Source organism: Streptococcus mitis (genome assembly GCF_003942695.1).
GTDB classification, from domain to species: Bacteria; Bacillota; Bacilli; order Lactobacillales; family Streptococcaceae; genus Streptococcus; species Streptococcus mitis_BD.
In genome coordinates this window covers 250117-273565 of the sequence record NZ_RJNU01000002.1, presented here as the reverse complement: position 1 = coordinate 273565, position 23449 = coordinate 250117, and the positions used below count along the sequence as shown (strand labels likewise).

The window sequence follows — 23449 nt, the reverse complement described above, 5'->3', positions numbered from 1 at the left end:
CTAGTGCCAACAAAATCTAAAACACTAAAAGAACACGAGACTTGTTCCCTTTTGAATCAGCTCCAGTCGTACCTAGCACTTTCTTATCTTCTTGGGGGTTCATTTTCTTCAGTTCATCCTGATAGGCAACCGAATCTACAATATTGTCTTCTGGCAATAATTCTGAAGCATAATAATCAGGAAAGCCCATAGCAAGACCAATTAAGTTCTTTTCTGTCACAGAAAAATCTAAATCTTTGGGTTGATTTTCCCGAATAGCTCGTATATTTTTTAACAGTTTATCAGAAACAACAGACACTTGGTCCATAAAAACAACATCTAAAAGATCAAATCCGAGCACATCACCGTCTTTGACATTTGCAAGAATATTACGGACAAAGTCATCATATAGTTGCACGGATTGCGGGGCATTCTCTGCTAAAAAAGATCGGTTTTTGAGGGCATTCTGCTGGAATTTTTCAATAGAAAGCAAGATATCTACATTCTGCTCTTGGTAAAATCTTTCTGCTTGCTCTTCATCTTCTTCCAGTTTTTCTGCTGTTTCCCAGAGAGCAATCGGAGCTTTTAAATCTTCTTCATCCCAAAACAATTGCCAAAAATAGGGTATTGTGTAAATTCCCTCTGTTAGAATACGGGCTTCATCTACGTTTTTTAAGTAAATATAACTTCTATTTGCCATATCGTTTCCTTTCACCATTTTTATGAAGGCTTTACCTTCCGTCAAAGTCACTCCAAACAGGGCCAACTGTTTAGATCACCTCTTGTTGTCAAAAAGTCAATGCATATTGTTCTAATTTTCATTCATTATCTTTTAAGAAAATCATTTATTCTCTTTTCTATTAGGAACGGCGATATATCCAAACAAATTCATTTCCTCTAGAACTCTGATGAATCAGGTCTTTTAAATAGATACTGGGATTCGTCAGTTCTTTTGTTTCTGTATGATAGCTTCTTATTGTCTGCCCACCATGTCGGAGAAGCCACTCTGTATCCAATCTAGGCAAATATCTGTCCTTTTGAAGAAAACTACAAAGCTCCTCAACTGTCATATCCTCCGGGATATCAAGATCCATCTGATGAGAAAAAACATCATCCCCATGCAGATAGACTCTCTGTCAACTTGTATTTTCATTTCGCTCTGTCCTTATAAGTTTCTATTTGAACGCTATCAAAATAAATCTAAGTACCTCTATTGTAACACATTCCCTTTGTATTTTTGGGCTATCTAGCTATTATCATAACTTTCCATAGCTTCTTCCACTTCTGCCAAGGTTATCCCAAATAACTCTAAGCGCTTGAGGAGTTGCTTGCCGTTGGAATAGCCGATGCGGAGCTGTTCCCCTAGATACTCTCTACGCCTACGACTGTCTGCTCCCGCTAAGAAACCTAGGCGAATCAAGTCACCACGACTGATGTCAAACTCGTTCTCGTTTTCAAATTGCTCTGTCACTTGAGCCAGCGCTGTTTTTAGGTCTTCATAGCTGGCGTGTTCGATTCCCAGAGAACGTCCCTTGGACTTAGATTTGGGAACAGCCTCATCTCGTTTGAGGAAGGCATGCTGAACTGTTGGAATGGCCGTCATAATCATGCGCCGAATCCGCTCCCCATTAAAATCTGGGTCTGTAAAGACAATGACTCCATGGCGTTGGTGTAGACGCTGAATCCGCTCTAGATCCTGGTCATTGATGGCAGAACCTCGGGTCTCATAGGTCTCCACATCGAAATAGCGTTTGAGATTGGCCGTATCATCGCGCCCTTCGACCACGATAACTTGGGAAATTTTTTCTTTCATCACTTGTTGTCCAATCCAAAGATACGCTCTGCATTTGTAGTCGTTGCTGCTGCTAATTCCTCGGTCGCCATCCCACGCAAGTCGGCGATAAAGTCCACCACGTATCGTGTGTAGGCTGTTTTGTTTTCACGGCCACGTTTAGGAACAGGAGCCAGGTAAGGGGCATCTGTCTCAACGAGGATTTTATCCAAAGGAAGTTCCCTAGCAGCCTCTTGGATATCCGTCGCTTTCTTAAAGGTCACCACACCTGAGAAAGAAATGGTCATGCCAAGTTCGACAAACTTCTCCGCCCACTCCAAAGAACCTGAAAATGAATGCATGATGCCACCACGAGGACCAACGCCCTCGCTCCTGATAATCTCATAAGTATCTTCTAGCGCATCACGGGTATGGACCACAAAGGGCAAGTTCAAATCCTTAGACAGCTGAATCTGACGACGAAAAACCTGTTCCTGCACTTCCTTAGGTGCTGTCATCCAATGGTAGTCCAGACCAATCTCACCCAAGGCAACAACCTTGGGATGTTTTAGTTTTTCAAGCAAGTAAGCTTCGACCTCATCTGTGTAAGTCCCTGCTTCCGTCGGATGCCAGCCAATAGTTGCGTAGAGTTGCTCATACTCATCTACCAACTCTAGGGCTCGCTCAATGGTTGGCTTATCAAAACCAACAATATTCATCTGTGTCACACCCATCTCAGCAGCCAAGGCGATTTCTTCGGCCTCACGTCTTGCAAATTCTTCTACATTTAAATGTGTGTGCGTATCAAAAATCATCTCTTCTAACCTCATTTTCTTCCATCTATTATACCAAAAATAGTATCCCTCGGCTTGTAAAAATATTCTAATACCAATCATTCTCCCTTGACTGCCCTTTTTCAAAGCAGTATAATAACACTTATTGAAATTTTCAGCAAAGGAAAAGAAAATGTTTAGAAAATTAAAATATACCTTTATCGGTCGACCACTCAAGTCCCTCACAGACGGCGAAGGGGGATTACTTGGAAAAATGCAGGCACTTGCAATGTTATCCAGTGATGCCCTGTCTTCTATTGCCTATGGACCTGAACAAGTCATTCTCGTATTAGTCAGTCTCTCTCCTCTCGCTATTTGGTGGAGCCTCCCTATCGGTATTTTTGTCCTCTTACTGCTCGCTAGTTTGACCATTTCCTATCGTCAAATCATTCATGCCTATCCTCAAGGCGGAGGGGCTTATATGGTCACTCGGGAAAATCTCTCCCCTGAACTGGGCTTGATTGCAGGAGGTAGTCTCCTTGTTGACTATATGCTGACAGTAGCCGTATCCGTCGCTTCTGGAGCTGATGCTATTACAGCAGCCATACCTGCCCTCCATCCTTATAATCTTCATATCTCTATTTTCCTAGTCTGCCTGCTCATGCTCTTGAATTTAAGAGGATTGAAAGAATCTGCCAGCTCTCTAATGATTCCCGTCTACCTCTTTATCTTCAGTACCGTCTTTCTCTTGCTTTATGGGTTCTTTCAACTATTTACAGGTTCCCTAAACTATCAGGCGACTTCAACCATTGGACAAACTGTTCCGAGCCTTTCCATCGTTCTCCTACTAAGAGCCTTTACCAGTGGCTCTGCCTCTCTGACAGGGGTTGAAGCTATTTCAAATGCGGTACCATTTTTTAAAACTCCGAAAGAAAAGAATGCTGCTCAGACCTTGACCATCATGTCGCTGATTTTAGGATTTCTTTTTGCAGGCATCACCTTCCTAAACTATTGGATGGGTATCACGCCTCAACACGGAGAAACCATCCTCTCGCAAATGGCCAAGGGCATTCTTGGTGATTCATTCTTTGGTCATGCCAGCTACTATCTCTTCCAGTTCTCGACAGCCTTGATTCTAGCCGTAGCTGCAAATACTGGCTTTTCAGCCTTCCCTATGCTGTCCTACAATATGGCCAAAAACAAGTACATGCCCCATCTCTTTATGGAAAAGGGGGATCGTCTCGGCTACTCCAACGGTATCTTAACTTTGGCTTTTGGAGCTATGATCCTTCTTCTCATTTTTAATGGGAATACTGAACGCTTGATTCCTCTTTATACTATCGGAGTCTTCGTTCCCTTTGCCCTTTCTCAGACTGGGATGATTCGCCATTGGAAAAAGGAAAAAGGAGCAAACTTCTTAAAATCTGCCTTCGCTAATATCCTTGGGGCCATCATTTGTTATGCCATTGTCCTCATTTTACTCCTCTTCAGACTGGGTGATATCTGGCCTTTCTTCCCAATTATCCTAGTTTTAACCTTCCTCTTTTTGTCCATTCACAGCCATTACCAAAAAGTGGCAAAACAACTACGACTCTACGAAGGAATTGAAAAACGCACTTATGACGGTAACCTTGTCCTTGTCCTAGTAGGAAATGTCACTCGAGTAAGTGTCGGAGCCATCAACTACGCTCAAAGTATCGGTGACGAAGTGTTGGCCATGCACATTTCTACTAAAGAAACAGCAGAAAAAGACCAAGAAATTCTTCAGGAATTTGCCGATTACTTCCCAAATATCACTCTGAAGAATATCAATACCAGCTACCGCAACATCATCACCCCTAGCGTTAAGTATGTCAAACGAATCGCCCAAGAAGCTAAGCAAAAAAACTACACCGTTACAGTCCTTGTACCACAGTTTATCCCTAACAAGCCTTGGCAAAATATCCTGCACAATCAAATGAGCCTCAAACTAAAATACGCTCTCAGATGGCACGAAGACGTCGTTGTCGCTAGCTACTCTTATCACTTAAAAGAATAAAGAAAAGGCCCTACCAGAACCAAAAAGCGTCTGGTGGGGCCTTTTTCTGAATCCAGCCACTATGCTTAACTAAAAAGCATGACTAGGAATATTATTGAATGTGGTTAGCTAAATCTTCCTGAGCTTTTTTATTGGACTCAGTTTTTTCTTTTTGCCATTTTTCATAAAGCTCTTGATACTGTTTCGCAGTCACGGGATCTTTTTGCAACTCAAGGTATTTGTAGTTATCCGCATCCCCTTTATGTCCGACAAATGAGAAGGCTCCTGTGAACGGTACAGTCTTACGGAAGATTGGATTAGCTCCTCCACTTTGAACTGGCAGAAAGAGAGCACTATCTGTTAGCCAAGCTTGAACTTCAGCAAATTTTTCATAGCGAGTCTGAGTATTTTCAACCTCATTGTCTGCTGTGTCCAACAACTTCTTGTAGGTAGAGAGACCGATTTTTTCCTTGACATCATTGTCTTTCCCTGGAGTCAAGCCAAGATTTTTTAACTGAGAACCAGAGTCTGGATCCAAGAGGTCAAGATATGTCTTAGGATCAGAGTAATCTCCACTCCAGCCCGAAATATCGATGTCATAGTCCTTTTGTTCAGCTGTGTCAGCAAAGAAGGTTGCATTGTCTTTCTCGTCTGGAGACAATTGAATCACATCGATAACAATATTATCTGATCCAAGTGTCTCCTCAACCGTCTGCTTGAAAGAACTTGCTTGCTGTACGTCCAACTTAGCAGTCTGGTCTACTGGCATGTCTAAATGGATAGGGAAGGTCACACCTTCTGCCTGCAAACTTTCTTTGGCTTTGGCAAATTCTGCCTTGGCTTTATCAGCATTCAAGAAGGCAGACTGAGCGTCGTTTAGATTGACATTAGCCCACTCTGTACCATAGTTGACCATCTTTTCATTGACAGCATCTCCAAAGTTTTTCCCACCGATTTGAACAAAGTTGCTTGGTGTGACAGTGTTTCGAAGGATACGGTCAGCTCCATCTTCTCCATTTGTCTGGGCAGCGTATGCATGACGGTCAAAGGCAAAGTTAATCGCCTGACGGAAGTCTTTATTTTGCATAGCTAGACGCGAATCTGTTTTTTCTTTATCCGTCTGTTTCATGGTTTGATTGTAACTTTGACGGTTGACATTGAAGAGATAGTAGAAAGTCACAGCATCCTGAGGAGTATAGGTAATCTTATCCTCATTCCCTTTTTTCAGCTGGTCAAAGACAGAACTTGTCGGGAAGATACGTCCGTCTGTGTAGTTGCCTTCTAAGAATCCTCGAGCCAAACTATCTTGGTCTGAACCATCATAGAAGGAAAGCTTTACCTTCTCAATCTTCACATTGTCCTTATCCCAGTAATTAGGGTTCTTTTCAAACTCAATTAAAGATTTTGAAGTGAAAGACTTGAACAAGTATGGCCCATTGGATAAGATACTGGATGGAGTAACACTTCCAAAGTCATCTCCCCTAGATTTCAAAAAGGCTTCATTAACAGGACTCAAAATCCCCCCAGTTGTCTTCGAATTCCAATAAGACTCTGGTTTGTTCAAGGTGTATTGGAGAGTATAGTCGTCCACTGCCTTGACTCCAACCGTCTCAAAGTCAGATGTTTTCCCTTCGACATAATCTGCCAAACCTTTGATCGAATCCCGTACCAAGTACAAGTTCTCAGCCTTTTTATCCGCTGCATACTTAAGACCTGTCACAAAGTCATGTGCTGTCACTTCAGCATACTCTTCTCCTTCAGAGGTATACCACTTAGCTCCTTGGCGGATTTTATAGGTATAGGTCAAACCGTCTTTTGATACGGTCCATGACTCCGCCATAGAAGGAACGAGATTGCCGTACTTATCATTTTCCAACAAACCATCGATCAAGTTTGTCGTAATGCTAGAGGTCGAGCCACGTGTCGAAGTGATATAGTCTAATGTATCTGGATTGCTTGCAAATACATAAGAGTAGGTTTTATCTGTATTTGATTGTGCCGAACTACAAGCCGCCATCAAGAAGCTTGCGCTCAAAATTCCAGCCCCTAGTAGGAGGGCTTTTGATTTCTTCATAACTGTTCTCCATTTTTTATAGTATGTGAAATATTATACACTATTTCAGAAAAAATATAAAGCATTTACAGACTGATATTATAGGAAAAAGAAAAGCCAGTAGACTCGAGTTCCTACTGACTTCTTTGTTAAATTCGTTTGGATTATGCAGCCAAAACTTTGCGTCCTTTACGACGACGAGCTGCCAATACGCGACGACCGTTTTTAGTTGACATACGGTTACGGAATCCGTGTTTGCGCGCACGACGAAGTTTACTTGGTTGATAAGTACGTTTCACGATGAATACCTCCTCATAGATTTTGTATTCGTTTAGCCGGCTATAAAGTGATCAGTTACTAAACATACTTTACTATTCTATCTGATTCTGCCAATTTTGTCAATAGCTCCAAGCAAATGTTTTCTAGCTTTTCCTATGAAAGTCCTTATCTACGATATTGTTTCAAGAAACGAGTCATCTTTTCTTGGATTTGTGCTAATTCGTCCACTCGTGGAAGGTAAACGATACGGAAATGGTCTGGCTCCCTCCAGTTAAAACCGCGACCATGAACCAAGAGAACCTTTTCCTGCTTCAAGAAATCAAGAACGAATTGTTCATCGTCATCGATGCGATACATATTGCGGTCAATTTTAGGGAAGATATAAAGACCCGCCTTCGGCTTGACCGCAGACAAACCTGGAATATCTTGAATAGCATTATAGATAAAGTTTCTTTGCTCATAGATGCGACCACCAGGAAGGAGTAATTCGTCCACTGACTGGTGACCTCCTAGCGAGGTTTGTACGACTTGCTGGGCCAAAACGTTGGAACAAAGGCGCATATTGGACAGCATATTAAGACCTTCAATATAGCCCTTGACATGTGTCTTAGGTCCAGACAAGACCATCCATCCCACACGAAAACCAGCGATACGGTGGGATTTTGACAGACCATTCATGCTGACACAGAAGACATCTGGTGCCAAACTTGCCACAGGCGTATGCACATGCCCATCCATCACCATGCGGTCATAGATTTCGTCCGCAAAGATGATCAAGTCGTTTTGACGAGCGATTTCAATAATCTCTAACAGGAGTTCTTTAGGATAAAGGGCTCCTGTTGGATTGTTCGGATTGATAAGGACGATAGCCTTGGTATTGGAAGTGATTTTTGACTTGATATCGTCAATATCAGGATACCATTCTGCAGCTTCATCACAGATATAGTGAACCGCATTTCCTCCAGCTAGGCTGACAGCAGCCGTCCAGAGAGGATAGTCTGGCATAGGCACCAAGACCTCATCTCCATTGTCCAAAAGCCCCTGCATAGACATGACAATCAGCTCACTGACACCATTTCCAAGGTAGATATCATCAATGTCCACATTGGGGAAGTTCTTCAGTTGGCAATACTGCATGATGGCCTTACGGGCTGAGAAAATCCCTTTAGAGTCAGAATACCCTTCGCTATCACGCGCATTCATAATCAAGTCATGAATGACCTCATCTGGTGCTGTAAAACCAAATTCTGCTGGATTCCCTGTATTCAGACGTAAAATCTTTTCTCCGTTTGCTCGCATCCGCATAGCTTCTTCCAAAACAGGGCCACGGATATCATAAGCAACATGTTCTAGCTTACTAGACTTGTTATATTCTTTCATCTTGTTTCCTCAATTCATCGAGATAGTAACATTATACCACTAGAAAGGGATTGCGACAAGTTTCCTGAAATGAGGAAGCCAAGAAAAAACTCACAACGACTAGGTTCTCACCGTCTAAACAACTAGAATACAGAAGCATTTTCTCACATACCAAAAGACAAAACTAGAAAGACCAATGCTAAAAAGGAATCATACAAAAGATTAAACATGAGAAAGAGCCCCCACGTGACCAAATAATCCAAGCGACCACTTCTCTTTGCAATCACAAATAAAATGATGTGGTAGACTAAGTGAAAGAGAAGAAAACCAACAAAATATGGATAGAGAATAGGCACGACTCTTTCCAGCTGCCAAAGCATCACTACTTCTCCTACAAGTGATGCAAGGATAATTCCATGATAAAGAAGACTTATTTTTTTAGAAGCTTGAACAAAATCTTTCATACTTTCTCATCCCTTCACTATGTTTCCTAATATCCCGTTTTCTTTTATTTTAACATATCTCCACCAAATCGAATCTCCGATAATATTTATTTAAATATGATTTTTACTTTACTTCTTTAGTGAAAAGGATTACAATAAAAGTAAGAAAATTTCAGGAGGTTTCATTATGGCACAACGTTACCAAAATGTTATGGTTGCAATTGATGGTTCTAAAGAGGCAGACTTGGCTTTTGTTAAAGGTGTTTATACTGCTCTACGCAATGATTCCAAGCTCACCATTGCCCATGTTATTGACACACGCGCTCTTCAAAGCGTGTCTACCTTTGATGCTGAAGTTTACGAAGAACTCCAAGTCGACGCTGAAAGTTTGATGAAAGAGTACGAAAAACGTGCGAGAGATGCGGGCGTGACGGAGATTCACATCGTCATCGAAATGGGAAATCCCAAAACCCTCCTTGCCCGTACCATTCCAGACGCAGAAAATGTTGACCTGATTCTCGTCGGTGCAACAGGTCTTAATGCCTTTGAACGCCTCTTGGTTGGCTCTTCATCTGAATACATCCTCCGCCACGCAAAAGTTGATTTGCTCGTCGTGAGAGAACAAGAAAAAACATTATAGGAACATAAAAGGAGCCTGCTAGGCTCCCTTTTTTCTTACTTATTTCTCTCTTTATGTCGCTCATAAGCCTTGAGCTGACGCTGCAGTTCCTTTCTGATAGCAGGTTCTGGAGCATATTTTTCGTCCCAGTCATCTGGTTTTAAGATTTTATGTGTAACTGGATCAAAATGGGCTTTTCCATCAGGAAAAACCTTCCCCATGTTTGCCTCATGCACAATATCAAAGATGCGTTCTGGATCCACTCCCATCAAGGCAAAACTGCCGTAAGTAAAATACAGTGTATCGATTAGGGCATCAACCTGTCCAATTAGATCTTTTTGGGCAGGCGTTTTTTGCCTCACCTTTTCGGCTGCCTTATCAAGTGCCGCATGCATGCTGTTAAGTGCCTGCTGGAATTCTTCCTCCGAAGAACTTGCCGCGCGGACAAACTCTACTAATTCTTCAATTTTAAAGTCTGCACGATGGGTCGCCCCTTCAATATCCCATGCTTGTGGCTCTTCCTGCGTCCGTTCGTCCATCATGTGGTGGAAGGTCTTGACCTTATTAAAATGGTAATCTCGACTGACAAAAACTTTTTCTGAAGCCAAAACACCAAAGTGCTCGAGCGCCTTGTGGATGCCATCTTGTTGGTTACTTGCTGTAATGTGCTTGGCAACTTCTTTGACGCTGCTACTGCCATTTCCCATAGCTACAGACATACCAACACCTGCCAACATTTCCAGGTCATTGTCTGAATCTCCGAAGGCCATGACTTGATTGAGATCAAAACCATACTCTTTCCCAACTCGACGAATGCCTTCTAGTTTGGAATTCCCTTGGTTGATGATATCCGCAGCGAAGGGATTGCTTCGAGTCAATTTCAAATCTTCAAAATCACTTGCAGCTTTCTCAGATTCTTCAGGAGTCATCAGCATTAACACTTGATAGATTGGCTCATTGATCAAACGAAGTAGGTCATCTTCCTTTTGAGGGACTGCCTTACTAACCATTCGATTAAAAGAGCGACTAACAGTTCTTGTCAGCACAGTCGGAATAAAACGACTAACCAGCTGTGAAAAGGACCCAAGACCAAATGACATAATTTTCGAACCAACAACAGCATGCTCGGTTCCAAGAGCGATTTCTTTTCGCTCCTTTTTAGCATAGGCAATCAGTTGACGCAGGCTTGACTTAGCAATCGGACTAGCAAATAAAACTTTTTCTTTATTAAAGATATATTGTCCGTTATAAGTTATTGCAAAATCTAGATCTAAATCTTCCATCAATTCCTTGACAAAGAAAGGCCCCCGTCCTGTCGCCACTCCAACAAGCACTCCTTGCTCTTTGACAATCTTAATCGCGTCCTTAGTGGATTTCAAAACACTCTTGCGATCGTTGACTAGCGTTCCATCGATATCAAAAAAAACAGCTTTGACTTCCATCCTACCCCATTCTCCCCTTTTGTGTTACAATGATTATACCACATTTCAGAAAGAGTGAGTAATTCATGCCTAAGAAAATCCTTGTTTTACATACAGGTGGGACTATTTCCATGCAAGCAGACGCCACTGGTGCCGTTATAACTAGTCAGGACAATCCCATGAACCATGTTTCCAATCCACTTGAAGGGATTGAGGTTCATGCCCTAGACTTTTTTAACCTACCGAGTCCCCATATCAAACCCAAGCATATGCTTGCACTCTATCATAAAATCAAAGAGAAAGCAGACCACTACGATGGAGTTGTCATCACACATGGAACAGATACGCTAGAGGAAACTGCCTACTTCCTTGATACCATGGAAATCCCACACATGCCCATTGTTCTAACAGGAGCTATGCGTAGTTCAAATGAACTCGGTAGCGACGGTGTATACAACTATCTGAGCGCTTTACGAGTCGCCAGCGATGACAAATCAGCCGACAAGGGTGTTTTGGTCGTCATGAACGACGAGATCCACGCAGCCAAGTATGTTACCAAAACCCATACGACCAACGTCGGTACCTTTCAAACTCCTACTCACGGGCCTCTCGGTCTCATCATGAAGCAAGAAATCCTCTACTTCAAAACAGCTGAGCCTCGTGTCCGTTTTGATCTCGAGCATATTCAAGGTCTAGTTCCCATCATCTCGGCCTATGCAGGTATGACAGATGAGCTGATTGATATGCTTGACCTAGATCACCTAGATGGATTAGTCGTTCAAGCTTTTGGAGCAGGTAATGTACCCAAAGAAACAGCTCAAAAATTAGAAAGTCTCCTCCAAAAAGGCATTCCAGTCGCCTTGGTTTCACGTTGTTTTAACGGAATTGCTGAACCTGTTTATGCCTACCAAGGGGGAGGAGTTCAATTACAAAATTCTGGTGTTTTCTTTGTCAAAGAACTCAATGCTCAAAAAGCGCGCCTCAAATTATTGATTGCTATCAACGCGGGACTAAAAGGGCAGGCCTTAAAAGACTATATGGAAGGCTAATCCTCTTCTCTAGAATACAAAATCAGGAAATCTTCTCGATTCCCTGATTTTTTCTATTTGCGTTTTCGTGTCGAACGACGTTCTGTCAAACCGTGAGGGAGAAGAACTTCACGTTCTTCCAACTCTTCCTTGTGCATGATTTTAGTCAACATACGCATGCTGATAGCACCTAGATCATAAAGAGGTTGGGCAATAGTAGTCAAGTTTGGACGAGTGAATCGTGCAATCTGAGAATCATCTGTCGTAATGATTTCAAACTCTTCCGGTACAGAAATACCGTGATCTGCCAAGCCATTTAACACACCTGCAGCCAATTCATCACCTGTCACAACTGCAGCTGTAGCCTGTGAAGAAACCAAGCGTTCTGCCAAGGCATAGCCATCATTATAGCTGTATTTAGACTCAAATACCAAGCCCTCGCTATAAGGGATTCCTGCCTTTTTCAATGCTTCTTTGTAACCAATCAACCGAATTTTACCGTTGATATCGTCAACAAGTGGCCCACTGACAAAGGCAATCTTTTCATTTTCTTGAAGCAAATGGGTGACGGCATCAATCGTTGCTTGTTTGTAATCAATATTGACACTTGGAAGTTGGTGTTCTATATCCACAGTACCAGCAAGAACAACTGGTGTCCGTGAACGAGAAAATTCTGAACGAATCTTTTCAGTCAAGTGATAGCCCATAAAGATAATACCATCAACTTGTTTTGAAAAGAGAGTATTAACTACTGAAACTTCTTTTTCATCGTCTTCATCACTGTTGGCTAGGACGATATTGTACTTATACATCTCTGCAATATCATCAATTCCTTTGGCTAGGGTTGAAAAATAGCCATTAGTGATATTTGGAATCACAACACCAACTGTCGTGGTTTTCTTGCTGGCCAAGCCACGCGCTACCGCATTTGGACGGTAGTCAAGACGATCAATCACCTCTAGAACTTTTTTACGAGTATTCTCTTTGACGTTCTTATTGCCATTCACTACACGGCTAACAGTTGCCATTGAAACCCCAGCTTCACGGGCAACATCATAAATCGTTACTGTATCATCTGTGTTCATTCTATTTCCTTTCTATATTGAAAATTTCGCTTTCATACATCTGCTTACTCCATTTTATCACTTATTGTAAACACTTTCAAGTATTTTTTAGAGAAACTTTGAAAAAATTTCACAACCTATTCCCATTTTGAAAAAGCGAGTACGATTTCTTGATTTTTGGGATGTTTTGCTGTATGATAAGGAAAAATAAAAGGAGGGAGGGAATGTTTATGGCTTTTACAAATACTCAGAGACGTTCGGCCAGTTTTGGCGTTGTGACCAGCTTGCCTGACGATGTTATCGACTCTTTATGGTTTATTATCGATCATTTTTTGAAAAACGTCTTTGAATTAGAAGAGGAACTTGAATTTCAACTGCTAAACAACGAGGGGACCATTACCTTCCATTTCTCTAGTCAGCACCTGCCGACTAGTATCGACTTTGATTTTAATCATCCCTTCGACCCTCTTTACCCTCCTCGGGTCCTTGTTTTAGACATGGACGGGAAAGAAACCATCCTCCTTCCTGAAGAAAATGACCTATTTTAAAAACTCTAGCTTCTCGGCGCAAACTGCTGAGGAACTAGAGTTTTTTCTATTTGTTCAATTCTTGATACAAGTAGCGTATAGGCTGTTTGAGTACTGGATGAATAAAATGGGGAGCTATTTCCAATAAAGGTTCAAGGACAAAGAGGCGTTCTGCTATATAAGGATGAGGTAAGATGAGCTCGTCTGTATAAATGACTTGGTCCTCCACAAAGAGTAAGTCCAAATCAATCAAACGAGGCCCCCAATGCACCTCTCGAACCCGTCCCATTTCTGACTCAATGGCTAATAATGTTTCTAACAAGACTGGAGCCGGTAGCCAGGTTTCTACTTCAATCACTTGATTAGCAAAGCTATCCTGCTCCACACCGCCCCAAGGCTCCGTCGTCAAGACACTGGATTCTTTGAGAATATGGATACCTCGAACTCGCAGTTTGTCAATGGCTTGTTCCAAGTTCGCTTGCTTATCCCCCATATTGCTTCCTAGAGCGATAAAAGCTCGTTGCTTACGACGGTGAATGGTCACCGAGCAGGTATCCAACGGTAAATGCACTGGAGCCCAAGGTTTTTTGAGTTCCAACTCAATTTCTTGGACAAGAGGATAGGTCTCAAAGGTACGCTCTACTAGTTTGTAGGCTACCGTTTCAATCAAGTCCTCAGTGGTTTCCTGAAACCAAGTCGTCCACTGCTGACAAAGTTCTCCGTAATGGACAGAAGCCGCCAAGTCCAAGTCTGTCGCTGCCTTGGTCATATCATAGGATAAGCTTGCGGAAATAACAAACTTCTGCCCCAATTCTTTCTCACTAGGGAAAAGACCATGATAGGCAAAAATTTCCAAATCTTTAATCTGCAGTTGATCCATAACTTGTCCTTTCTAGAAAAATCCGCTTAAAGCGGATTCTTTTTATAGTCCCATTAGACGATAAGCCTGATCTCGGAGGTCCTTATCTGTTTCAAATAGACCACGAGCGACTGTCGTCAAGGTTACCGTGCCTGGCTTTCTGACACCACGCATGCTCATACACATATGCTCGGCCTCAATGACAACAAAGGCTCCTTTAGCCCCCAGATAGTTCATCAAGGCATCAGCCACTTCAATATTCAACCGTTCTTGAATCTGTGGTTTTTTAGAATAAACTTCAACCGTACGTGCTAGCTTGGACAAGCCTGCCACACGACCATCTGGAATGTAGGCAATGTGCGCTCTCCCATAAAAGGGCAAGAAGTGGTGTTCACACATAGTGTGGAAAAAAATATCCTTTTCTACAACCATATTATCATCAATAATCTCAAAGGATTTTGACAGGTGTTCCTCCGCTGTTTGACCAAGACCTGAAAAAATCTCTTGGTACATACGGGCTACACGAGCAGGTGTTTCCTGCAATCCCTCGCGATTAGCATCCTCACCGACAGCCTCAATAATCATTTTTACAGCCGTTTCAATCTTTTGTGTATCCATTCTCGTTCTTCCTCTCCATCAGATAGGCTCTCACTTGGCTCAAGAAATACAAGGAACCCGTGACAATCCTAACTGTTTTTTTCTCTTCATTTTTATCTGTCAATTTCTGCTCTAGAAAATCCGGCCAACTTTGGTAATTGAGATTTCTAGACTTGGCTATCTCTTTCAGCACGTTTTCATCAGTCGCCCGACTATCGTCAAAATGGGTTAAAGTCAATTGACTATCTGGCACCGTTTCTAACAAGTCCAACATATCGTCCAGGGCCTTGGTTTTGATGCAGGTAAAAAGGATTTCCTTATGATAATCCGCAAAACGTTCTTGCAAGGTTACTAATAAAGCCTTGATAGCATGGGGATTATGGGCCCCATCCAAAAGTAGCAAGGGGTCACTAGACACGACCTCCAAACGCCCTGGCCATCTGGTTTCTTTCAAAGCTTGAGCAACCAAGGCATTACTTGCTAATTCTCGCCCAGTCTCCTGGCAATAAGTGTCTAGGAGAGCAAGCGCCATCCCCGCATTTTCTATCTGGTGCAAACCGATCAGGTCTGTTTGAAAGCGACCTTGTCTGACAGAACTTGTATAGTCAAAGATTTCACCCGCTACCACGCTTTCTTGATGACGAACCTGGTAATCACTTCCATAGGCAAGTCTAGGTGCATTTTTAGCTTCTGCAATAGGGTCGATCACAGTCAAGGCTTCAGGAACAATATGACCTGTCACCAAGGGAATGCCTTGCTTGATAATACCAGCCTTCTGCTCTGCTATGGTTTCCAAGGTATCACCAAGTAGGGCTACATGATCCAGTCCAATGGTCGTAATTCCTGTTAAAATCGGCTTGCAGACATTGGTACTATCCAAAAGACCACCCATGCCGACTTCCATGATAGCCACATCTACTTGCTCTGAGGCAAAGTAATCATAAGCTAGAGCTGTGATAATCTCAAATTCGGTTGTCCCCTGCAAATTGTCAGAAGATTCCCCCTCAAGCAAAGACTCATAGTCTGCCATGAGGGCTTCTAGTCTCGCTTCTGGGATGGATTCCCCATTGATGCTAATCTGATCCGTGTAATGAATGAGATAGGGCGAGCTGAACACACCAACTCTTAGACCTAGCTTTTCCAACATCTTTTTCAAAAAAGCAATGGTAGACCCCTTGCCATTGGTTCCACCGATATGGATAACCCTGAGTTTGAGATGGGGATTGCCTCGCAGAGCTAGGAGTTCTACCATTCGTTCCAAACCGAAATGCGGTTGGTCGGTCCGGTAGTGGGCAATCCACTGATTGTTTTCAATTTCGTTCATCTTATTTATATTGTTTTAAATTTAGATTTTCCGCATCATCTGCCAAACGAATAGCAGAGGCAATTTCAACTGCCATCCTGTGACTGGCAACATCGTGCACGCGCACTATTTCGACACCCTGTCTCGCAGCGATACTGGTTACATGAGCCGAAGCCGTGTCTCGATTACGGAAACCAAGTTCGGTCTCAGGATTGACTTCAAAACCATTTTCCTCCAAGATATTAATGACAAACCGCTTGCGCGAAACTCCAAGAAAGATTGGATAGCCTTGCTGATGGAGTTTATCCAAGTCCCGTAAAAGAAGGAGATTTTCTTTCTTGGTCAGACCAAAGCCAATTCCTGGATCCAGCAGGATATTTTCTCTTGCTATCCCAGTTTGATCCGCTCTCGCTAGAGCTCGGTCAAAGAACGCGGTCATCAAATCTTCTACTGGTAGTTGTTCAAAGTACGCCAAGTTTTCATTTGTAAAAGGATCCCCAAATCCAAAACGAGGAAATATGAGCGAGCTAGGGTGCTGAGGTCGCGCCATGACTGGATTAAACATGATGACTACTTTCGCTCCAGCTTTAGCAACCACATCCGCCATTTTCTCATCTCCCATGAGACCCGTGATGTCATTTACTAGATTGGCACCAGCTTCCAAAGCAGCCTCTGCCACCTGACTTTTCCAAGTATCGATGGAGATGAGGACATCACTTTCCTTACGGATAGCTTCGATGACTGGAACAACACGCTGGATTTCCTCTTCTATCTCTACATAGCTGCTGCCCGGACGAGTTGATTCTCCACCGATATCTAGCATGCTCGCTCCTTCTGCTATCAATTTACGAGCTTGCTGGAGAGCCTGGTCAACAGCAAAAAACTGACCACCATCCGAAAAGGAATCTGGGGTTACATTGATAATTCCGCAAATGGCTGTTTTTGCCTGACTAGCTTTATTGGACATAAGGTCACTCCTCAAGGTTTTTCACCACATTATTTCTCTATTTTACCATAAAAAGAAAAAGATGGATACGCTAGCATTTATCTTTTCCAAGTAAGGAAATGGTTTAGAAAGGCAAGCCTACATTTCGACTAATCAAAACCAGTAAAGCCAGCAAACAAAAGGCGATCCCATTGACAATCATATGAAGCAAGATCGACATCTCTAAGCGTTCTGTTCTGTAAACTGTCCAAGTTAAAACTGTCGACATTCCTCCATAGATAAGGAGAGAAGGCAGATTGGTCGGTGTGTGGAGCAAGGCAAAGACGACTGCACCTACAAGATAACCCAACTTCTCCTTCCCACGGAAGATCTTTTTAGGGATAATGCCACGACACAATATTTCCTCACAAATGGGAGCAATCAGAACCAGTAAGAAAAAACTGGAAATCAGCGAGCTATTCTGAACCAGATTATTAATAGTTGATTGGTTGCTGGTCGTAGATTCATTCATCAGACGAAGCAAGGCAGAGCCGAATAAGTTACTTGTGAAAATAACCAAATAACTCAAAACCAAGCGGGCTAGATCTTTTGCCTTGAAAAAAGAAAGATTGAAGGTCGCAATCTCTGTTTTTCGCGCACTAAAGATAAAAACAGTTAGAATAACAACCGACAGCAAAGCCACCAAAAGTCCTGACTGGAGGAGTGGGAATTGTCTGGCGGATAAAAGGGCAGATAAAATTAAAGGAAGTTGGGATAACACCAATCCTATTAAAAAAATCAACACCCATATTCCTCTATCCAGAATTTCTTGCCAGATACTTTTTTTCTTCATGATATACCTCCTTATAATAAAAAGGGGAAGACCCCCTTTCTATATTATACCATTTATAGCTTATAGCGCCATGCTAATATAGTTCAGGATAAACAAGGCATCCAAAATCCAAATCATCACGTGCACATCCTTGGCTTGACCTTTGACAAGTTTTGTCAAGGTGTATGTCAAGAAACCAACTGCGATCCCTTGAGTGATTGAGTAGCTGAATCCCATAAAGATAGAAGTAAAGAAGGCAGGAACTGCTTCTGACATATCATCCCAAGGAATATTTTTCAAGTTAGAAAGCATCATAATTCCGACGATAATCAAAATTGGTGCTGTTGCTGCTGAAGGAACAATAGCAAGAAGTGGGCTAAAGAAGCTAGATAGGGCGAAACAGATAGCAACTACTAGAGCTGTCAAACCTGTACGTCCACCAGCACCAATACCTGCTGCTGACTCAATATAAGTTGTTACGTTTGAAGTACCTGCAATGGCACCTACCGAAGTTGCTACCAAATCAGAGTATAGAGCCTTGTCCAATTTAGCGGACTCATGGTTTTCTCCACTTGTCGCAACGATACCAACTTTTTCACCAGTACCGATAAGAGTACCAATTGTGTCAAAAATATCCGTTAGTGAGAAGGCAAGAATAGCCATCAAGGTTTCTGGTAAACGCGAAGTGTTTGAAATCAAAGACCCTAAACCTTCTGAACCGAGAGCTGCACCAAACAAAGTTCCTAGATCATTAATCGCTGATGAAAGATTGTTGCTAGCAAAGTCAATCCCTGACAAATTCACAACACCCACAGCAATAGCAAGGACAGTCGTTGTTAAAATAGAAAGAATGATTCCACCTTTGATGCCTTTAACAACAAAGAAGATGGTAATAGCCAGACCTGCAAGAGCCACCAATACTGCTGGAGTATTGAAGTCTACCAAGCCTGGAACGGCAGCTGAATTTGCTGTAAGTGCAGCTTGAGCCTTGTCTGCTCCTTCACCTGCTACCGTATAAGTACCTGGATCGATTGAGAATTTCAAGAGACCGGCATTCTTAATCCCAACATAGGCAAGGAAAACACCAATACCAGCCGAAATAGCTGAACGAAGTGTTGCAGGAATAGATTCGATGATCATTTTACGAACATTTGTCAAGGTAATAATCAGTGAAATAATTCCACAGATGAAGACCATACCAAGAGCTTCTTTCCAAGTATAGCCCATCCCAAATACAACTGTAAATGTGAAGAAAGCATTTAGTCCCATACCTGGTGCTTGTGCGTACGGCAAATTAGCATAGAAAGCCATCATCAAAGTACCGACTACAGAACCGATAATCGTTGCCAAGAACACACCTTGAACAGGCATACCCGTTTGGGAAAGCATTTGAGGGTTTACAAAGAGAATATAACTCATTGCAAAGAATGTTGTTAAACCAGCAAGCACCTCTGTACGGACATCTGTCCCGTGCTCTTTTAGTTTAAATAGTTTGTCCATCTTTAATCTCCTTTTGTTTTTTTACGAACAATATGAGTATTATATCATTTATCATTCACCTTTTCAATATGTTTGTTTGAATTATTTAACAAAATGGAATTTTTATTTTTTGTTTTGAGTCTGTTTTTCTTCTTTCTTTTTGATATAATAGTAGACATCTTATCTGGAAACGACTAGGAAGGTTTATATGACTAAAAAAATTATTGCAGTCGATTTGGACGGAACCTTGCTCAATGGTGAAAGCAAGCTCTCCGATTTTACCAAAAAGACAATCAAAAAAATTACTGAAAAGGGGCACCATGTTGTCATCACGACAGGCCGTCCTTACCGCATGGCGAAGAACTTCTACCGTGAACTAGAGTTGCATACTCCCATGATTAACTTTAATGGTTCCCTCACTCATCTACCCGGACAGACTTGGGCGCATGAAAAGTGCTTGACCTTGGACAAAAAATACCTCTTGGACATGGTCCAACGCAAAGAGGATATCCAAGCTGACTTTATTGCTGGAGAATACCGTAAGAAATTCTACATTACAGCTCCTAATGAAGAAATCGCAGATCCAAAATTATTTGGTGTGGAAAATTTCCAACCTGAAAATCAATTCAAGCCTGAACTGGTGACCAAGGACCCCAACTGCATCCTCTTGCAAACAAGAGCTGAGGACAAATACGCTCTAGCAGACGAGATGAATCGTTTTTATCAACACCAACTATCCATCAATACTTGGGGAGGCCCCCTCAACATCCTCGAGTGTACTCCCAAAGGGGTAAACAAGGCCTTTGCCCTCGAATATTTGCTCAATGTGATGAATCGTGATAAAAAAGACTTAATTGCCTTCGGTGATGAGCAAAACGATAGAGAAATGCTGGCTTTCGCAGGCAAGGGATATGCCATGAAAAATGCCAATCCGGACTTGCTTCCCTATGCAGATGAGCAACTCCCACTAACCAATGAAGAAGATGGTGTTGCCCACGCCTTACAAGAGTTATTCCTATAAAAAGGAAAGGTTGCTGTTCTGCAACCTTTCCTTTTGTTTTCATTCAGTTTTCATAACTAGGGCTTATTTTCAATATTTTTATATTAAATTTTCTAGCTTTATTTTCATACATTTTTTAAAAATCTTATTATATTAACATTTTGTAGAGGTGTTTTTATTGAAAACTTTCCTGTTTTTAGAAAAAGTAGTTGATTTTTATATGAAAACGGTTTATACTTAATTAGGCTTAAAGTTTTCTTAAACACACAGTCAAACATTTTAAAGGAGGAATGACAATAATGAGTATCGGAATCATTATTGCGAGCCACGGCGAATTTGCTGCGGGTATTCATCAGTCCGGATCCATGATTTTTGGTGAACAAGAGAAGGTTCAAGTTGTAACCTTTATGCCAAATGAAGGTCCAGATGATTTATACGCTAAGCTCAATAACGCTGTTGCTGCATTTGACGCAGAAGATGAGGTTCTAGTATTGGCTGACCTTTGGAGTGGATCTCCATTCAACCAAGCTAGCCGCGTGATGGGAGAAAATCCAGAACGTAAATTTGCCATCATCACAGGACTAAACTTGCCGATGTTGATCCAAGCCTACACAGAGCGCCTTATGGACGCGAATGCAGGTGTGGAAAAAGTCGCTGCGAATATCATTAAAGAAGCCAAAGATGGCATCAAAGCTCTTCCAGAAGAGCTTAACCCAGTTGAGGAAGTTGCAACTGCTGCAGCTGCTCCTGCCGCACAAGCTGCTATTCCAGAAGGAACTGTTATCGGTGACGGTAAACTGAAAATCAACCTTGCTCGTCTAGACACTCGTCTCCTTCACGGTCAGGTTGCGACTGCTTGGACTCCAGATTCAAAAGCAAACCGTATCATCGTTGCTTCAGATAACGTTGCTAACGACGACTTGCGTAAAGAATTGATTAAACAAGCAGCTCCAAACGGAGTAAAAGCCAACGTTGTTCCAATTCAAAAATTGATTGACGTTGCAAAAGACCCACGTTTCGGTGACACTCATGCCCTTATCTTGTTTGAAACACCACAAGATGCACTTCGAGCAATCGAAGGTGGCGTGCCAATCAAGACTCTTAATGTTGGTTCTATGGCTCACTCAACAGGTAAAACAATGATTAACAACGTTTTGTCTATGGACAAAGAAGACGTTGCAACCTTTGAAAAAATGCGTGACCTCGGTGTTGAATTTGACGTACGTAAAGTACCAAACGACACGAAAAAAGATTTGTTTGACTTGATTAACAAAGCAAACGTTCAATAATTTTAATCTGTTTCTATCATTTTTGAAAACAGGATTAAATACTTTATTAAAACTAAATAGAAAAGGAATAAAACCATGTCAGATATTTCAATCATTTCTGCTATCTTGGTTGTAGTTGTTGCCTTCCTTGCAGGTCTTGAAGGTATCCTCGACCAATTCCAATTCCATCAACCAATCGTCGCATGTACCCTTATCGGACTTGCAACTGGTAACCTCGAAGCAGGTGTTATGCTTGGTGGATCTCTTCAAATGATCGCCCTTGGTTGGGCAAACATCGGAGCTGCCGTAGCTCCTGACGCTGCTCTTGCCTCTGTTGCCGCAGCAATCATCTTGATCAAAGGTGGTAACTTTACTACTGAAGGTATCGCCGTTGCAACAGCAACAGCTATCCCTCTTGCCGTAGCTGGACTTTTCTTGACTATGATTGTTCGTACAATCTCAGTTGGTTTGGTTCACACTGCTGATGCTGCTGCTAAAGACGGAAATATTGCGGCTGTTGAACGTGCTCACTTTATCGCCCTTCTTCTTCAAGGTCTTCGTATTGCAATCCCTGCTGCATTCCTTATCGCTATCCCAGCTTCTGCCGTTCAAGATGCTCTTAAATTGATGCCAGACTGGTTGAACGGTGGTATGGCTGTCGGTGGTGCTATGGTCGTTGCCGTTGGTTACGCTATGGTTATCAACATGATGGCAACTCGTGAAGTATGGCCATTCTTCGCTATCGGTTTTGCACTTGCTGCGATTTCTCAATTGACTTTGATTGCCCTTGGTGTCATCGGTGTTGCCCTTGCCTTCATCTACCTTAACCTTACAAAACAAGGTGGAAACGGTGGCGGCGGAGCTGCAACTTCTAACGACCCAATCGGTGATATCCTAGAAGACTACTAGAAAGGGGAACAATCATGGCTGAAAAAATTCAATTATCAAAATCAGATCGTCAAAAAGTTTGGTGGCGTTCACAATTCCTTCAAGGTTCTTGGAACTACGAACGTATGCAAAACTTGGGTTGGGCTTACTCATTGATCCCAGCTATCAAAAAATTGTACACTAAAAAAGAAGACCAAGCGGCTGCTCTTGAGCGCCACCTTGAATTCTTCAACACTCACCCATACGTCGCTGCTCCAATCATGGGGGTTACTCTTGCACTTGAAGAAGAGCGCGCTAACGGTGTTGAAATCGACGACGCGGCTATCCAAGGGGTTAAAATCGGTATGATGGGACCTCTTGCTGGTATCGGTGACCCAGTATTCTGGTTTACAGTTCGTCCTATCCTTGGAGCTCTTGGTGCATCACTTGCTGCATCTGGTAACCTTGTTGGTCCACTTCTCTTCTTCTTCGGATGGAATGCTATCCGTATGGCCTTCCTATGGTACACACAAGAGTTCGGTTACAAAGCTGGATCTGAGATCACTAAAGACATGTCTGGTGGTATCTTGAAAGACATCACTAAAGGTGCTTCTATCCTTGGTATGTTCATCCTTGCCGTTCTTGTACAACGTTGGGTATCCATCAACTTCACTATCAACCTTCCAGGCAAACAATTGTCAGAAGGTGCCTACATCAACTTCCCAGAAGGTCCTGTTACAGGAGCTGAGTTGAAGGGCATTCTTGGTCAAGCGCTTAGTGGTATGAGCCTAGATAGAGTTCAACCACAAACGCTTCAAGGTCAGTTGGACTCATTGATTCCAGGATTGATGGGACTTCTCCTTACTTTCCTTTGCATGTGGTTGCTTAAGAAAAAAGTATCTCCAATCACAATCATCCTTGCCCTCTTTGCAGTTGGTATCGCAGCTCGTTTCTTCGGTATCATGTAATCTCGGTGAGAATATATA

23 protein-coding genes are annotated in these 23449 nt (G+C 42.3%); 8 read left to right on the top strand and 15 right to left on the bottom strand.

The features are described 5' to 3' along the window. Positions 1-16 precede the first annotated feature (16 nt). The 3 genes from D8852_RS02580 to D8852_RS02565 form a co-directional block, all read right to left on the bottom strand. Entirely contained in the window at positions 17-679 is a 663-nt protein-coding gene (locus D8852_RS02580; protein WP_125425118.1) for a dimethyladenosine transferase, read from the bottom strand. Between the two features lie 546 nt (positions 680-1225). Further along, positions 1226-1792 carry a ribonuclease M5 gene (rnmV, locus tag D8852_RS02570; RefSeq protein ID WP_125425117.1) on the bottom strand — a complete coding sequence of 189 codons (567 nt, stop codon included), beginning with the start codon at positions 1790-1792 and terminating at the stop codon, positions 1226-1228. Then, positions 1792-2565, bottom strand: coding sequence for a TatD family hydrolase (locus tag D8852_RS02565; protein WP_125425143.1), 774 nt, complete (start codon positions 2563-2565; stop codon positions 1792-1794). Before D8852_RS02565 ends, rnmV begins: the two co-directional genes overlap by 1 nt. 151 nt (positions 2566-2716) lie before the next feature. Here D8852_RS02565 and D8852_RS02560 point away from each other — a divergent pair, with 151 nt between their 5' ends. Beyond that, a complete protein-coding gene (locus D8852_RS02560) occupies positions 2717-4561 on the top strand; it encodes an APC family permease (RefSeq protein ID WP_125425116.1) in 1845 nt (614 codons plus the stop codon). A gap of 91 nt (positions 4562-4652) precedes the next feature. Here the strand turns inward: D8852_RS02560 and D8852_RS02555 are convergent, their stop codons facing one another. From D8852_RS02555 to D8852_RS02540, 4 genes are all read right to left on the bottom strand, one after another. Next, positions 4653-6614, bottom strand: a complete 1962-nt coding sequence (locus D8852_RS02555) for a peptide ABC transporter substrate-binding protein (protein ID WP_125425115.1) — start codon at positions 6612-6614, stop codon at positions 4653-4655. A gap of 143 nt (positions 6615-6757) precedes the next feature. Next, positions 6758-6892, bottom strand: coding sequence for a 50S ribosomal protein L34 (gene rpmH / locus D8852_RS02550; protein WP_000831905.1), 135 nt, complete (start codon positions 6890-6892; stop codon positions 6758-6760). A 145-nt stretch (positions 6893-7037) separates the two neighbouring features. Beyond that, the gene (locus D8852_RS02545) at positions 7038-8252 is read right to left on the bottom strand and encodes a pyridoxal phosphate-dependent aminotransferase (RefSeq protein ID WP_125425114.1); all 1215 of its coding nucleotides are present in this window, start codon (positions 8250-8252) and stop codon (positions 7038-7040) included. Positions 8253-8395: 143 nt separating this feature from the next. After that, positions 8396-8695: a hypothetical protein gene (locus D8852_RS02540; RefSeq protein WP_125425113.1), complete on the bottom strand. Its 300-nt coding sequence runs from the start codon at positions 8693-8695 to the stop codon at positions 8396-8398. Positions 8696-8861: 166 nt separating this feature from the next. Between D8852_RS02540 and D8852_RS02535 the strand changes: the two genes are divergently transcribed. Continuing rightward, positions 8862-9314, top strand: coding sequence for a universal stress protein (locus D8852_RS02535; protein WP_125425112.1), 453 nt, complete (start codon positions 8862-8864; stop codon positions 9312-9314). Positions 9315-9349: 35 nt separating this feature from the next. Here the strand turns inward: D8852_RS02535 and D8852_RS02530 are convergent, their stop codons facing one another. Continuing rightward, positions 9350-10735, bottom strand: coding sequence for a Cof-type HAD-IIB family hydrolase (locus D8852_RS02530; RefSeq protein WP_125425111.1), 1386 nt, complete (start codon positions 10733-10735; stop codon positions 9350-9352). 65 nt (positions 10736-10800) lie between these two features. On the opposite strand from D8852_RS02530, the gene D8852_RS02525 reads away from it, so the two are divergent. Then, on the top strand, positions 10801-11763 hold the full coding sequence (locus D8852_RS02525) for an asparaginase (protein WP_125425110.1): 963 nt from the start codon (positions 10801-10803) through the stop codon (positions 11761-11763). Between the two features lie 53 nt (positions 11764-11816). Here the strand turns inward: D8852_RS02525 and ccpA are convergent, their stop codons facing one another. Beyond that, complete coding sequence (gene ccpA / locus D8852_RS02520) at positions 11817-12827, bottom strand: catabolite control protein A (protein WP_038804599.1); 1011 nt, start codon at positions 12825-12827, stop codon at positions 11817-11819. Between the two features lie 209 nt (positions 12828-13036). Between ccpA and D8852_RS02515 the strand changes: the two genes are divergently transcribed. Continuing rightward, entirely contained in the window at positions 13037-13354 is a 318-nt protein-coding gene (locus tag D8852_RS02515; RefSeq protein ID WP_000886039.1) for a DUF960 domain-containing protein, read from the top strand. A 46-nt stretch (positions 13355-13400) separates the two neighbouring features. Here the strand turns inward: D8852_RS02515 and folK are convergent, their stop codons facing one another. The 6 genes from folK to D8852_RS02485 form a co-directional block, all read right to left on the bottom strand. Next, positions 13401-14213: a 2-amino-4-hydroxy-6-hydroxymethyldihydropteridine diphosphokinase gene (gene folK / locus D8852_RS02510; RefSeq protein WP_093586005.1), complete on the bottom strand. Its 813-nt coding sequence runs from the start codon at positions 14211-14213 to the stop codon at positions 13401-13403. Positions 14214-14255: 42 nt separating this feature from the next. Further along, positions 14256-14810: a GTP cyclohydrolase I FolE gene (gene folE / locus D8852_RS02505; RefSeq protein ID WP_000380934.1), complete on the bottom strand. Its 555-nt coding sequence runs from the start codon at positions 14808-14810 to the stop codon at positions 14256-14258. Further along, positions 14791-16113 (bottom strand): bifunctional folylpolyglutamate synthase/dihydrofolate synthase, encoded by a 1323-nt coding sequence (locus D8852_RS02500; protein WP_125425109.1) that lies wholly within the window; start codon positions 16111-16113, stop codon positions 14791-14793. The genes folE and D8852_RS02500 overlap by 20 nt, the downstream gene beginning before the upstream one ends. A 1-nt stretch (position 16114) precedes the next feature. Continuing rightward, on the bottom strand, positions 16115-17059 hold the full coding sequence (folP, locus tag D8852_RS02495; RefSeq protein ID WP_125425108.1) for a dihydropteroate synthase: 945 nt from the start codon (positions 17057-17059) through the stop codon (positions 16115-16117). Positions 17060-17162: 103 nt separating this feature from the next. Beyond that, positions 17163-17870 (bottom strand): CPBP family intramembrane glutamic endopeptidase, encoded by a 708-nt coding sequence (locus D8852_RS02490; protein ID WP_125425107.1) that lies wholly within the window; start codon positions 17868-17870, stop codon positions 17163-17165. 60 nt (positions 17871-17930) lie between these two features. After that, entirely contained in the window at positions 17931-19349 is a 1419-nt protein-coding gene (locus D8852_RS02485) for an NCS2 family permease (RefSeq protein WP_125425106.1), read from the bottom strand. A 187-nt stretch (positions 19350-19536) separates the two neighbouring features. Between D8852_RS02485 and D8852_RS02480 the strand changes: the two genes are divergently transcribed. The 4 genes from D8852_RS02480 to D8852_RS02465 all read left to right on the top strand — a co-directional run bounded on the left by D8852_RS02480 (position 19537) and on the right by D8852_RS02465 (position 23431). Continuing rightward, positions 19537-20349, top strand: a complete 813-nt coding sequence (locus D8852_RS02480) for a Cof-type HAD-IIB family hydrolase (RefSeq protein WP_125425105.1) — start codon at positions 19537-19539, stop codon at positions 20347-20349. A 278-nt stretch (positions 20350-20627) separates the two neighbouring features. Next, the gene (locus D8852_RS02475) at positions 20628-21617 is read left to right on the top strand and encodes a PTS sugar transporter subunit IIB (RefSeq protein ID WP_125425104.1); all 990 of its coding nucleotides are present in this window, start codon (positions 20628-20630) and stop codon (positions 21615-21617) included. A 75-nt stretch (positions 21618-21692) separates the two neighbouring features. Continuing rightward, positions 21693-22505, top strand: a complete 813-nt coding sequence (locus D8852_RS02470) for a PTS mannose/fructose/sorbose transporter subunit IIC (RefSeq protein ID WP_125425103.1) — start codon at positions 21693-21695, stop codon at positions 22503-22505. Positions 22506-22519: 14 nt separating this feature from the next. After that, a complete protein-coding gene (locus tag D8852_RS02465) occupies positions 22520-23431 on the top strand; it encodes a PTS system mannose/fructose/sorbose family transporter subunit IID (RefSeq protein ID WP_000818322.1) in 912 nt (303 codons plus the stop codon). Positions 23432-23449: the final 18 nt, after the last annotated feature.